General features: G+C 40.1%; 9 protein-coding genes. 8 read left to right on the top strand and 1 reads right to left on the bottom strand.

Annotated elements, in window-relative coordinates:
* Positions 1 to 16 precede the first annotated feature (16 nt).
* The 4 genes from ACXPAV_RS05650 (at position 17) to ACXPAV_RS05635 (ending at position 8,004) form a co-directional block, all read left to right on the top strand.
* Entirely contained in the window at positions 17 to 1,546 is a 1,530-nt protein-coding gene (locus tag ACXPAV_RS05650; protein WP_458004310.1) for a uroporphyrinogen-III C-methyltransferase, read from the top strand.
* A gap of 15 nt (positions 1,547 to 1,561) precedes the next feature.
* Positions 1,562 to 2,827 (top strand): heme biosynthesis HemY N-terminal domain-containing protein, encoded by a 1,266-nt coding sequence (locus ACXPAV_RS05645; protein ID WP_458004309.1) that lies wholly within the window; start codon positions 1,562 to 1,564, stop codon positions 2,825 to 2,827.
* 110 nt (positions 2,828 to 2,937) lie between these two features.
* Positions 2,938 to 4,929: a site-specific DNA-methyltransferase gene (locus ACXPAV_RS05640; protein WP_458004308.1), complete on the top strand. Its 1,992-nt coding sequence runs from the start codon at positions 2,938 to 2,940 to the stop codon at positions 4,927 to 4,929.
* Between the two features lie 9 nt (positions 4,930 to 4,938).
* The gene (locus tag ACXPAV_RS05635) at positions 4,939 to 8,004 is read left to right on the top strand and encodes a type III restriction-modification system endonuclease (RefSeq protein WP_458004307.1); all 3,066 of its coding nucleotides are present in this window, start codon (positions 4,939 to 4,941) and stop codon (positions 8,002 to 8,004) included.
* Between the two features lie 84 nt (positions 8,005 to 8,088).
* On the opposite strand, the gene ACXPAV_RS05630 is transcribed toward ACXPAV_RS05635, so the two are convergent.
* The gene (locus ACXPAV_RS05630; RefSeq protein ID WP_458004306.1) at positions 8,089 to 9,297 is read right to left on the bottom strand and encodes an aromatic amino acid transporter; all 1,209 of its coding nucleotides are present in this window, start codon (positions 9,295 to 9,297) and stop codon (positions 8,089 to 8,091) included.
* A gap of 243 nt (positions 9,298 to 9,540) precedes the next feature.
* On the opposite strand from ACXPAV_RS05630, the gene prfA reads away from it, so the two are divergent.
* From prfA to kdsA, 4 genes are read left to right on the top strand one after another with little or no spacing between them, the layout of a single operon-like run.
* Positions 9,541 to 10,623 carry a peptide chain release factor 1 gene (gene prfA, locus ACXPAV_RS05625; protein WP_013746987.1) on the top strand — a complete coding sequence of 361 codons (1,083 nt, stop codon included), beginning with the start codon at positions 9,541 to 9,543 and terminating at the stop codon, positions 10,621 to 10,623.
* A gap of 7 nt (positions 10,624 to 10,630) precedes the next feature.
* Entirely contained in the window at positions 10,631 to 11,497 is an 867-nt protein-coding gene (prmC, locus tag ACXPAV_RS05620) for a peptide chain release factor N(5)-glutamine methyltransferase (RefSeq protein ID WP_458004396.1), read from the top strand.
* Position 11,498: 1 nt separating this feature from the next.
* Positions 11,499 to 12,341, top strand: coding sequence for a SirB1 family protein (locus ACXPAV_RS05615; RefSeq protein ID WP_039095825.1), 843 nt, complete (start codon positions 11,499 to 11,501; stop codon positions 12,339 to 12,341).
* A gap of 16 nt (positions 12,342 to 12,357) precedes the next feature.
* Positions 12,358 to 13,212, top strand: a complete 855-nt coding sequence (kdsA, locus tag ACXPAV_RS05610; protein ID WP_458004305.1) for a 3-deoxy-8-phosphooctulonate synthase — start codon at positions 12,358 to 12,360, stop codon at positions 13,210 to 13,212.
* The last annotated feature ends 80 nt before the right edge of the window (positions 13,213 to 13,292 follow it).

Genomic DNA, 13,292 nt, shown 5'->3' with positions numbered 1-13,292 from the left:
GATAAGGTGTGTAGTGATGAAAAAACAACATAACGAAACTGATATTCAAACCAGTGCGGAAATAAACGAAGGCTCGGCGTTGACTACAGATGAGAATAGCAGTAAGGATCCTGATAAAAGGGAGCAGGTAGGTTCTCAAGCGGTGGAAGCAGAAAAGACGGCAGAAAAAATTGTTGTTACTGATGAGAAAAAGGCTTCTGCAAATAAGAAAGAGGATAAATTAGATAAAAGAGTGGAAGTGGATACCACTGTGGAAGAGGATAAAACTTCGGTTAATTCAACTTCAACACAAGCGGAAAAAGCAATGAAAACAACAGAAAATAAACAAAAATCCAGTGGCGGCAAAGGATTAGCTTTGTTGGCATTATTGGTCGCTTTGGGTGTCGGTGCCGGAGGCTATTATCTTGGGCAGCAACAGCTATCTAACTTGCAACAACAGGTTTCAGCATTGGAATCCAGTCAGCAAGTAGTGATAAAAGCAGCATCGTCAAATAGTGTCGATATGACAGAAGTCAACTCATTAAAAGAAGCATTAACGAAAACTGAACAGGAGCTGAATGCAACCAAATTAACATTAGATGTGTTACAACAAAATAAAGGTATTACCGAACAGCAGATTATTGCATTACAGACGCAGCTTAATAAAACTATGGCAGAAAGATCACAAACTCAGCCAAATGAGTGGCTAATGTCGGAAGCGGATTTTCTATTGAGTAATGCACAGCGTAAATTGATTATAGATAATGATTTAGGAACGGCGATTTCATTATTAAAAGAGGCGGATTTAGTACTCAATGATGTTACTGATCCGCGTGCGATTACGGTACGCACCGCAATTGCGCAAGATTTAAAACGGTTGGCAAACGTGAATGATGTCGATCAAAATGCCATTATGCAAAAATTATCACAACTAGCTAATTCTGTTGATGATTTGGAATTATTGGATTTATCCGCCAACAACAGTGATAGCGAAAATAGTGATGATCCTTCCGATTCTATCAGTGATTGGAAAAGCAACATTGAAAAATCAGCTAACTCTTTCTTAAACCATTTTATCCGCATTCAACCACGAGATCCGGTTGAGAAAGCACTGCTTGCACCAAATCAGGATATTTATCTACGCGAAAACATTCGCTTACGTTTGCAAATTGCTATCTTAGCGGTGCCTCGCCAACAGAATGAACTTTATAAAAGTTCGCTTGAAGCGGTTACCAGCTGGGTAAGAAGTTATTTCAATGTTGACAGTGCGTTAGCACAAAAATTCTTGCAACAGCTGGATGAGTTATCGGAGCAGTCTATTTATGTTGATGCGCCGAATACTTTTGAAAGTTTGACCGTTCTTGATGAAATTCTGCATAAACAGCCGCATCAAATTGAGAAAGTTGATTTGAAAGCGAATTCACAAATTCTAGAAGAAAATAAAGAGGAAGAGAAAGTTACAACAGAGGTTGGCTCTGAATCGGTTGTGGATGATAAAGTACCTGAATCACAACAACCTGTGTCGGAAAACCCGAACACAGAACAAATTCCGGAAAAAACAGAATAGTGGGAGAGATACGATATGTTCAGAGTATTATTCTTAATGATTATCCTGCTGGTTGGTTTTATTGGTGGGCCTTACATTTCCGGTAAACAGGGTTATGTACGTATTTTGACAGAATCTCACAGTATTGAGATGAGCATTACAATGCTGGTGATATTTTTTGTTGTCGCATTGGCGCTTGTTTATGGTATTGAATGGGTGATTTCTCGATTTTTCCGTTTAAGTAGTGGTACTTATAATTGGTTCTCTGTGAGAAAACGTCGTAAAGCTCAGCAACAGATTTTGCAGGGGTTTGTGAAGATGGATGAAGGAAATTACGCTAAAGCCGAAAAATTGATTGGTAAAAATGCGAAACACTCATCCGAACCAATTTTGAATTTTGTTAAAGCAGCGGAAGCCGCGCAACAACGTGGTGATGAATTCAGCGCTAATAAATACTTAATTGAAGCGACAGAGCTTGCCGGTTCAGATAATTTAATTGTTGAATTGGCACGTACTCGTATCCTGTTACAACAGAATAAATTACCGACGGCAAGAACAGCGGTGGACAGTTTGCTAGTGTTAGCACCGCAAAATGTCGAAGTGTTGCGTTTAGCGGTGGAAATTTATCTTCGTTCTCACGCTTATTTGGCGTTGGATAATCTATTACCGAAGATTGGTAAAAGCGGTTTATATGCTGAAGCTGAATTTATGCAATTACAACATCAGGTTGTTGATGGTCTGCTTGATGAAAAAATGAATGAAGAGGGTATCGACGGTTTATTGAAATGGTGGGAAGATCAACCGCGTTCACGTCGTCAAAACAGCTATGCAATTGTTGGTATGATCCGTCGTTTAATTGATAGTGATGATCACGATTCAGCTTATCGATTGGTATTAGATTCATTTAAACGTATTGAAAGCAGCGAAATGTTGGCTTTTGTCACGCAAATTGCTCGCTTGCAAGTGGCTAACAGCAGCAAAATAATGAAGTGGTTAGAAAAATCGGCTAAATTGCAAACTGATGCTAAATTGAATTGTGCTTTTGTCCGAGCAATTGGTTATCTTTCATTACGTGCTAATGAATTTGATAAAGCTCGACAGGCGTTTGCGAAAATTTTGGCAACAGAAGATAAAACCGATATTGAAGTTCAAGATTATACTGTTGCGGCTTATTTGGCTGAGAAAGCAAATGATATGACCGCAGCTCAACAAATCCGTCAGCAGTGTTTGAAAGATACAATGAAGATTGATGATAATACTGAACTAACCACAGATGATGTGTTGAGTTTAGAGAAAAAATAGTTTCGTTTTATTTAAGATTTAAAAATACGCTTTGATCTGCATCCCAAAAGTTGGATTAATTAGCCAACTGAGTAAGGTGCAGATTTTTATGGTTATCAAGGAATTAAAAAATGAGCAATATAGAAAAGCTAAAAATGCACAGCCCTAATCTGACGGACAAAAACATTGCAAAAATCGCAGAAATTTTCCCCAATTGCACCACCGAAATCCTAGATGAAAATGGCAAACCCAAAATTGCCATTGATTTTGAGCTGTTACAGCAAGAGCTTTCCGGTAGCCTGGTCGGGGGGGGGGGAGAACGTTATCAGCTCAATTGGCCCGGTAAGCGCGAAGCACTTTTGACCGCCAACGCGCCTATTGCCAAAACCCTGCGCCCTGTGCGTGATGAAAGCGTGGATTTTGACACCACTGAAAACCTCTTTATTGAAGGCGATAACCTAGATGCCCTCAAACTTTTGCAAGAAACTTATCTTGGCAAAGTCAAAATGATTTACATCGACCCACCTTATAACACCGGCAAAGATTTTGTTTATGCCGATGATTTTGCCGAAAATACCGAAGATTATTTACGCCGTTCCAACCAAAAAGATGAAGAGGGCAACCGTATGGAAGTTAACAGCGAAAGCAATGGGCGTTTTCATTCCGACTGGCTTTCAATGATGTATCCGAGATTAAAACTGGCAAGAAATTTGTTGGCGGATAACGGCGTGATTTTTATCTCAATTGATGATAATGAACAGGCAAATTTAAAAAGATTATGTGATGAGGTATTTGGGGAAAGGAATTTTATTGCTAAAAGTATTCACAAAAATAACTCCAATAAAAACCAATCTAAATTTATAGGCGTTAGCACAGAATACGTTTTTATTTATGCCAAAAATATTGATTATTTGGCACAAGTATCAGGAGAGTGGCGAATAAAAAAAGAAGGTGCAAAAGACATTGCTGCAAAGTTTAAGCAACTTAAAGGAAAGGGATTAAGCCTGTCTGAAATAGAAGCTGAAATAAAAGAAATGTATAAACGTCCTAAATATTCCCATTTAAGTCGTTGGAATAAAGTGGATGAAAAAGGTGTTTTTAAGGATGCCGATTTATCACGGGAAGGCGGTAGAAAAGATTACACAATCATTAACCCGTATACTAACCAACCCTGTGTAGTTCCATCTAGAGGTTGGGGTAAGTCGTATGAAGAATTATTGCGCTTACAGAAAGAAGATTTAATTTGGTATGGAGATAAAGATACCGCACCAAGTATTAAATCTTATATTGAAGAAGATCAGTTATCTGTGCCTGATAGCTTTTGGTATTTTGATAATTCGGTAGATACACGATTTATTAAAAATGCTTTTGGTGCATTGGTTTTTGATAATCCAAAACCTTTGGAAATGATTAAACGCATTTTATCATTAGCAACAAGTCCAAGTTCAAACGCCCTAATTCTGGACTTTTTCGCAGGTTCAGGCACAACCGCTCACGCCGTAATGCAGCTCAATGCCGAAGACGGAGGCAATCGCCGTTTTATTTGTGTGCAGTTGCCTGAAAAAACAGAGGAAAAATCTGAAGCTTTTAAAGCAGGGTTTACCACCATTGCTGAAATTACCAAAGAACGCATTCGCCGTGCTGCCGACAAAATTCGCAACGATTTTGCCGATAAACTGCCTGAAAACTGGGACGGAGGTTTTCGTGTGCTGAAAACCGACAGCTCCAATATGGCAGATGTATATTACACCCCTGAAGAAACTCTCAAAAAAATGCAACAATCTCAACAGGATTGGTTGAACCAAGTGAGCGACAATATCAAATCCGACCGCACGCCTGAAGATTTATTATTCCAAGTGATGCTCGATTGGAGCGTGGATTTGTCGTTGCCGATTGAGATCAAACAAATTATGGGGCGTACTGTCTTTTTCGTTGACGGCAATACGCTGATCGCCTGCTTTGATAAACAGACAGTGGATAATGATTTCATCACTGCATTGACTAAATACCGACCTTTGCGAGCCGTCTTCCGTGATGACAGCTTTAAAGACGATGCAGCAAAAATCAATGCCGGACAAATTTTTCAACAATATTCCGAAAGCACGGAAGTGAAGACGATTTAAGGAATGGCGATGAAACTGAAATTCAAAATTCAAGCTTATCAAAGCGAAGCGGTAAAAGCGGTGGTGGATTGTTTTGCTCATCAACCGCAATATGGCGAAACCGACTTTCATTACCGTATGGATTTGAGTAGGAAGAAACGTGCCGAAAATTCGCAACTTGCGATGAATTTTAACGATAACAATAACAGTGCTGCCTACCGCAATGCCGACATTGAAATCCTTCCTGAGCAATTATTGGACAATGTGCAAAATGTACAGCAGCGGCAAAATTTGCCTGTTTCCGAAAAGTTGGTGAAAAATAAAATTGCCCCTATCAATTTAGATATTGAAATGGAAACCGGCACAGGCAAAACTTATTGTTATATTAAAACGATGTTTGAGCTGAATCGGCGATATGGCTGGTGTAAGTTTATTATTGTGGTGCCAAGCATTGCCATTCGTGAAGGCGTGAAAAAAACGCTGGAAATTACCGCCGATCATTTTCAAGAAACTTACGGCAAAAAAGCAAAATTTTTTGTGTATGATTCCAAGCAGCTGCACCATTTAGAGAGTTTTTCCAGTGATGCAGGCATTAACGTAATGGTGATTAACGTGCAAGCGTTTAATGCCACAGGGAAAGACAATCGCCGGATTTATGAGGAATTGGACGACTTTCAATCACGCCGTCCGATTGAGGTGATCAGTGCCAATCGTCCTATTTTGATTTTGGATGAACCGCAAAAGATGGAAGGTGATAAAACGCTGAAATCTTTGGAGCAGTTTAAGGCATTGATGGTGCTGCGTTATTCTGCCACCCATAAAACCACTTACAACAAGATTTTCCGGCTGGATGCATTGGATGCCTATAACCAAAAATTGGTGAAAAAAATTGCCGTGCGTGGCATCAGTGTCAAAGGTTTGGCAGGCACAGCAGGCTATTTGTATTTAGAAAAAATTGAGATTTCCCCGAAAAAACCGCCGGAAGCGGTGATCGAGTTTGAGCAAAAAAATGCTTCAGGCAATATCAAACGCATTCGCCGAAAATTCAAGAAAGGCGACAATTTGTTTGATCTTTCAGGTGGTTTGGAACAATACCGTACGGGCTTTGTTGTTTCAGACATTAACGCCAATACCGATAGTGTCAGTTTTCTCAATGGTATGGAATTAAAAACAGGCGAGGCGATCGGCGATATCAATGAAACGGTGTTGCGCCGTATTCAAATCCGTGAAGCGATTGCCGCCCATTTTGAGAAAGAGCGTCAGTTGTTTGTACGTGGAATTAAAGTGCTATCGCTGTTTTTTATTGATGAAGTGGCGAAATATCGTGATTATGATCAACCTGACGAAAAAGGTGAATACGCTCGCATTTTTGAAGAAGAGTACAAAGCCTGTTTAAATGAATTGCCGTGGCTGGAACTAGGCGATTACGGCGATTATTTAAAAGGTATTTCTAGCGAAAAAACGCATAACGGCTATTTTTCTATTGATAAGAACAAGCGTTTGATTGATCCCAAAGTGAAAAAGAACAATGGGAATGAAGCCGATGATGTTGATGCCTATGATTTGATTTTAGAAGACAAAGAACGCTTGCTCTCTTTTGAAGAACCTGTGCGCTTTATTTTTTCGCATTCCGCGTTGCGTGAGGGTTGGGATAACCCAAATGTTTTCGTGATTTGTACACTGAAACATAGTGATAACACCATCTCTCGCCGCCAGGAAGTAGGGCGTGGTTTGCGCCTTGCGGTCAATCAAACGGGTGAACGTATGGATAATCCTGCCACTGTGTATGATATTAATGTGCTGACTGTAGTGGCGAATGAGAGTTATCAAGATTTTGTCAAAGGATTGCAAAAAGACATCAGCGAATCGCTTTCCGCTCGTCCACAAAAAGCCGAAATTGCTTATTTCACCGGTAAAACCATTGAAAATGTACAAGGCGAAAAAATCAAAGTGGATGAAAGAATGGCGAAAAAAATCTATCAGTATTTGGTTAAGAATGATTATGTCGATGAAAATGATCAAATCACCGAGCAATATCATTCAGCGAAAAAAGCTGGAAACCTTGCGTCTCTGCCTGAAGATTTACAGCCTTATGCGCCGAGTATTCGCCATCTGATTGACAACCTCTATAATGCCGAAGCCTTGAGTGCTTTGGTGGATGATGACCGTGCACCAAAACTTAATGCACTTAATGAAAATTTTAACAAACAAGCCTTTAAAGCATTGTGGCAGCGTATCAATCATAAAGCTGTCTATACTGTGCATTTTGATTCTAATGAGTTGGTTGAAAAAGCGATTGGAGCATTAAATAGTTTACACGTTGCACCGTTGCAATACCGCGTGGAAAAGGGTGAACAAAAAGCACAGATCGCTTATGAAGACCTGCAAGGCGGCAGAAGTTTTCAGCTCAAAGAAAGCACACCACAAGAGAGCTATCATTCAGCGTATTCTGCCGTGCGTTATGATTTGATTGGTAAAATCACTGAAGGTACGCAGTTGACACGACAAACGGTAGCAAAGATGCTGATGGGAATGAAAAAGATCGCATTGGCGAAGTTTGCAATCAATCCCGAGCAATTCATTACCGAAGCGATTCGCCTGATTAATGAACAAAAAGCCACGACGATTATTGAGCATCTTGCTTATGACACGATTGAAGAAAAATTTGATCCAAGTATTTTTACCTTAGGGCAAAATGCGTCCAAACTGCAAAATGCGCTTGCTACGCCAAGACATCATATTTATGACTATGTAGTTACTGATTCCAAAATTGAACGTGAATTTGCCCAACATTTGGAAACCAGTGCCGAAGTTGTGGTTTATGCCAAATTGCCACGTGGCTTCTTTATCCCTACGCCGGTAGGTGATTACAACCCCGATTGGGCAATCGCTTTTAAAGAAGGAGCAGTGAAACACGTCTATTTTGTCGCTGAAACGAAGGGATCGATGTCGAGTATGGATTTGCGCACTATTGAGCAGAGCAAAATCGAATGTGCTAAAAAATTCTTTGCCGAAATGAATCGCCGTTTTACACCTGAAAAGGTGCAATATGATGTGGTAGAGAGTTTTGAAAAGTTAGTGGAAATTGTGCAGTGAAAACCACACGAAAAGCAGATGCTGCATAAAAAACAAAGACCGCAATGTTCTGCGGTCTTTTTGTCATTTATTTGAGGAAAGTCGTTAACCGGCAACTTTTGGTAAATATCCGGCATCAATTAAGAATGGCACATTGATGATTAATAATCCTAGCACCAAGGCAACCAATAAACCGATATTACCGCCGATAACTCGATATGGTAAATCTGGATATTTGCGTCTTAACATCCACACCATACCAACTGGTAACACCAAACCATAGAATGTGAACATTTGACCGGCATAAGTTAATACCGCTAAGAAATCGCGATAGAACAATGCAAATAACAGTGTTGGGACAAAGGTTAATAGGCTTAAAGTGAAGCGGTTTGCTGTAATGTGAACGCGTTTTAACAAATCATCTAAACAGTCAACTAATGCTAACGATACACCTAGGAAAGAGGTGATTAATGCTAATGTGGAGAAAGTACGCACCGCACCACTGATTAAATCACTACCAGTCGCTTTGTAAGTAGCGTTAACCAAGCCGTTTAATGTTGGGTCATCACGAATAATTTGCACAAATTGTGATTGTTCAAAAACACCGTGGGTTGCCATCTGCCACACAATATATGCCACCAACGGAATGGCGGTTCCGCCGATAATGGCAATGCGTAAACGGCGAATATCACCATCCAGATAATTGTTGATACTTGGAATAACGACGTGGAAACCGAATGAAGTGAAAAAGACCGGGCTGGCGGAGATAATTAAAAAGTAATTAAGCGGTAAAGCACCTAAATTTTCAGCGGTTACTTTTGGCAACATTAAAAACAACACTAAAGCAAACGCAACAAGTTTAATCAGGAATAATAAACGGGTAAAACCATCAACGGCGTTTGTACCGATAGTTACTGCGATCGCCAAAATTACCACGAAACTAATAATCGCCGCAGTGGAAGCGTGTTCACCGAAAATAGTTAAAAATGGTGCGAAAAGATCACCACCGCCCAAAGAATAGACGGTTAAGATAGCATACATAAAAATCACAAGAGATAAGGTTGCTAAAACCCTACCAACCATACCGAAATGTTGTTCAGCCAAAGTGGCTATTCCGGCATCTTTGCGTTCTGCTTTCTGATAAACCTCAACAAACAATAACGCACTATAAGAAAGCAACGCCCAGAGGATAAAAAGTAATAATAAAGTATAACCGAAACCCATCTCAGCGGATGTAATTGGCATCGCCAACATTCCTGCCCCGATGGTAGTTCCGGCAACGATTAAAGCACTACCTAACGTTTTATTTTTCATAATAAAGTCTCTTTGAGAGTGGATGAGAGCCTTGATTGTATATAAAAAGGTTTACAATGTAATCTATTTTTTACAGTTTCCGATTTTCATTGTTTTAATAGCTTATTTTTTATTCTTTTTGTAACAAAAATCGGGACGAAACGAGCGAAAAGAATGATGTGATTTACCTGTTCATCATTATGATTATTCGTTAGAATAAGCAGATTTTTCAGTTCAAGTTATAACATTTATAAAAGGTGAATGATGAAAGCCTCTATTATCAGTAAATTAGAAACATTAGATGAGCGTTATGAAGAGTTGCAGGCATTGCTTGGCGATCCTTCAGTAATCAATGATCAGGAGAAATTCAGAGCATATTCAAAAGAGTATTCACAATTGGAAGATGTGGTGAAATGTTTTGCTCGTTGGAAACAGCTTAATAGTGATTTGCAAGAGGCACAAATTTTACTTGATGACCCGAGTATGAAAGAAATGGCGGAAGAGGAAATTGCACATTGTACTCAAGGCATTGAAGAGAGCGAACAACAGTTACAGATTCTATTGTTACCGAAAGATCCGAATGATGAGTATAACTGTTATTTAGAAATTCGTGCTGGAACTGGTGGTGATGAAGCTGGAATTTTTGCTGGTGATTTGTTCAGAATGTACAGCCGTTATGCGGAAAGTAAGCGTTGGCGTACGGAAGTGTTGAGTGCGAATGAGAGCGAGCAGGGTGGTTATAAAGAGATTATTGTCAAAATCAGCGGTGAGAATGTTTATGGTCAATTAAAATTTGAATCCGGTGGTCATCGTGTGCAACGTGTGCCAAAAACTGAATCGCAAGGTCGAATTCATACTTCGGCCTGTACTGTGGCAGTAATGCCGGAATTGCCGGAATCCGCCTTGCCTGAAATTAATCCAGCCGATTTGCGTATTGATACTTATCGTTCATCCGGTGCCGGAGGACAGCACGTTAATACCACCGATTCTGCGGTGCGTATTACTCATATTCCAACCGGTATTGTGGTGGAATGTCAGGATGAACGTTCACAACATAAAAATAAAGCGAAAGCGATGTCGGTGTTGGCATCCAGATTAGTGCAGGCGGAAGAGGAGCGTAAAGCCGCAGAGCAAGCGGATACTCGACGTAGTTTGTTAGGATCGGGAGATCGTTCCGATAAAATTCGTACTTATAACTACCCACAAGGGCGTGTTACCGATCATCGCATCAATTTAACCTTATACCGTTTGGATGAAATTATGAACGGAAAAATTGATGACTTAATTCAACCTATTATCACCGAATATCAAGCGGAACAGCTTGCTGCTTTATCTGAAAATGAGTAATTCGCCCTTGAATTATCAGCAATGGTTGCGACAGGCGGTTGCACGATTAAGTGCCGCACAGAGTAGCGAGGATGCGAAAATAGATGCAAATGCCTTGTTGTGCTTTGTGACAGAGAAAAACAAAGCGCAAATTATGGCATTTGCAGAAACAGGATTAAGTGAAGCGCAGCAACAACGCTTGGAACTGTTGCTGCAACGTCGTCTACAAGGGGAGCCGATAGCCTATATTCTTGGTGAAAAAGGATTTTGGAGTTTGGATTTATTGGTTTCGCCGGTAACGCTGATTCCAAGAGCCGATACCGAATGTTTGGTGGAAACAGCGTTATCGCTATTGCAGCACTATTCAAGCGAAGTGGCGTTATCAATTTTAGATTTAGGCACAGGAACTGGGGCGATTGCGCTAGCGTTGGCATCTGAATTAACCCAACAAAAGCGAGATTATCGCATTATTGGCGTAGATCGTGTGGCAGAATCAGTGCTGTTGGCAAAACAAAATAGGCAACGTAACCATTTAACCAATGTTGAGTTTATGCAGAGTGACTGGTTTTCATCCTTGCTACCACAAAAATTTGATTTTATTGTCAGTAATCCACCTTACATAGCTGAAAATGATCCTCATCTTAAACAAGGGGATGTGCGTTTTGAGCCGTTATCCGCACTGGTAGCAAAAAAGGAAGGATTAGCGGATATTGAACGAATTATTGAGCAAGCAACTGCCTTTATGAATACCGGCGGATATTTGTTGATTGAGCACGGTTGGCAGCAGGCGGAAGCAGTGCAGGCACTGTTTAAACGTTATAATTGGTGTGCAGTAAAAACCGTTTTAGATTATGGTGGCAATCAGCGTGTCACCTATGCAAAGTGGGATAGGTAGTATGGAAAAAAATAGAATAATAGATAATGATGAGGCGCTTAGAATCGCTTTAGAAAGAGAAAAAGCAGGGAAATATTTATTAAATCAACTTATCTCTTTTAACCAAATTATTGATGCCGATTTCAAGAAAAGCAGTATCTATTCTAGATTAGGGCATTTGATTCGTGAATTTGGCAAATTTATTGACGGGGAAACGGATGTCAAAATGCGAGTACATCTGTTGCTTCAATTTTTCTATGGGGAAAAAGGCTTTTTTTGTGATCGTGAAACCTATTTTCACGCCTCCAATCTGATGTTGCCTCACGTCTTTGCCACCAAAGAGGGAACGCCGGCAGTGTTAGGGTCAATATTACTTTTTATTGCCGCTAATTTTCATTTGCCGATACGTGGTGTGAATTTCCCAACACAATTTTTATTGCGGGTGGATGTGGATGATGAAGTTGCTTTTATCGATCCTTGGAACGGTAAATATGTTTCTCAGGAAACCATTCAAACGTGGTTGGAAGGCTATCTTGGCTTTGGCACACCATTATCGGAAGAGTATGTTGGTGTAGGTGATTTAATTGATTTGGAAGATAGAATGTATCAAGTGCTAAAAAGCGCCTTAATTCGGGAAGGACGTAATGAACAGGCATTGGCATTGATTGAACATCGTTTATCGGAAACGCCAGATGATCCTTATGAAATTCGAGATCGAGGGGTGGTTTATGGCAATATGGAATGTTTTCATTTGGCAGTGCCGGATTTAACCTATTTCATTGAGCAATGTCCACAAGATCCGGTAGCTCCGTTAATCAGATTACAATTACAGGATTTAAAACATATTCCTTATTCATTTCAATAAGTTATAGGAAATATTTATGCAAAATAAGATTATACAAGTAGGTAATATAGAAATTGCGAATGACAAACCGTTTGTGCTGTTCGGCGGTATGAATGTGTTGGAAAGTCGTGATATGGCGATGCAAGTTTGTGAACAATATGTTAAAGTGACAGACAAGTTAAACGTGCCGTATATTTTTAAAGCCTCTTTTGATAAAGCGAACCGTTCTTCAATCCATTCTTATCGTGGCCCTGGAATGGAAGAAGGTTTAAAAATTTTTGAAGAATTAAAGCAAACTTTCGGTGTTAACATCATTACCGATGTTCACGAAGTTTATCAATGTCAACCGGTTGCTGAAGTGGTGGATATTATTCAATTGCCGGCGTTTTTAGCTCGCCAGACCGATTTAGTAGAAGCAATGGCACGCACCGGTGCGGTGATTAATGTGAAAAAACCGCAGTTTTTAAGCCCGGGACAAATGGGAAATATCGTTGAAAAAATTAAAGAGTGCGGTAATGATAAAGTGATTTTGTGTGATCGTGGGACTAACTTTGGTTACGACAATTTAGTGGTAGATATGTTAGGTTTCAGCATTATGAAACAGGTATCGCAAGGTTGTCCGGTGATTTTTGATGTAACGCATTCTTTACAGTGTCGTGATCCATTCGGTGCTGCATCAGGTGGTCGCCGCGCACAGGTGACTGAATTGGCAAGAGCCGGTTTGGCAGTCGGTTTAGCAGGCTTGTTCTTGGAAGCACATCCGGAACCGGCAAAAGCCAAATGTGACGGCCCTTCCGCACTGCCTTTAAACAAACTTGAACCGTTTGTGGCACAAATGAAAGCGGTGGACGATTTAGTGAAAAGTTTTGCGGAGTTAGATACTTCAAATTAAACAGAATTCGCCATAAATGCGATAAAAATGCGTTTAATCGTAACGTTAAATAAAGAGCATCATTTCCGACTAATATAAGG

Source organism: Gallibacterium sp. ZY190522 (genome assembly GCF_054166015.1).
Note: the sequence above shows the minus strand (reverse complement) of the source record. Positions and strands in the feature narration are given on the sequence as shown.

Bases quoted from the DNA above. Each gene is read 5' to 3' on its own strand.
- ACXPAV_RS05630 (WP_458004306.1), bottom strand. From the start codon at position 9,297: ATGAAAAATAAAACGTTAGGTAGTGCTTTAATCGTTGCCGGAACTACC.
- ACXPAV_RS05640 (WP_458004308.1), top strand. From the start codon at position 2,938: ATGAGCAATATAGAAAAGCTAAAAATGCACAGCCCTAATCTGACGGAC.
- prfA (WP_013746987.1), top strand. From the start codon at position 9,541: ATGAAAGCCTCTATTATCAGTAAATTAGAAACATTAGATGAGCGTTAT.
- ACXPAV_RS05615 (WP_039095825.1), top strand. From the start codon at position 11,499: ATGGAAAAAAATAGAATAATAGATAATGATGAGGCGCTTAGAATCGCT.
- ACXPAV_RS05650 (WP_458004310.1), top strand. From the start codon at position 17: ATGAAAAAACAACATAACGAAACTGATATTCAAACCAGTGCGGAAATA.
- kdsA (WP_458004305.1), top strand. From the start codon at position 12,358: ATGCAAAATAAGATTATACAAGTAGGTAATATAGAAATTGCGAATGAC.
- ACXPAV_RS05645 (WP_458004309.1), top strand. From the start codon at position 1,562: ATGTTCAGAGTATTATTCTTAATGATTATCCTGCTGGTTGGTTTTATT.
- ACXPAV_RS05635 (WP_458004307.1), top strand. From the start codon at position 4,939: ATGAAACTGAAATTCAAAATTCAAGCTTATCAAAGCGAAGCGGTAAAA.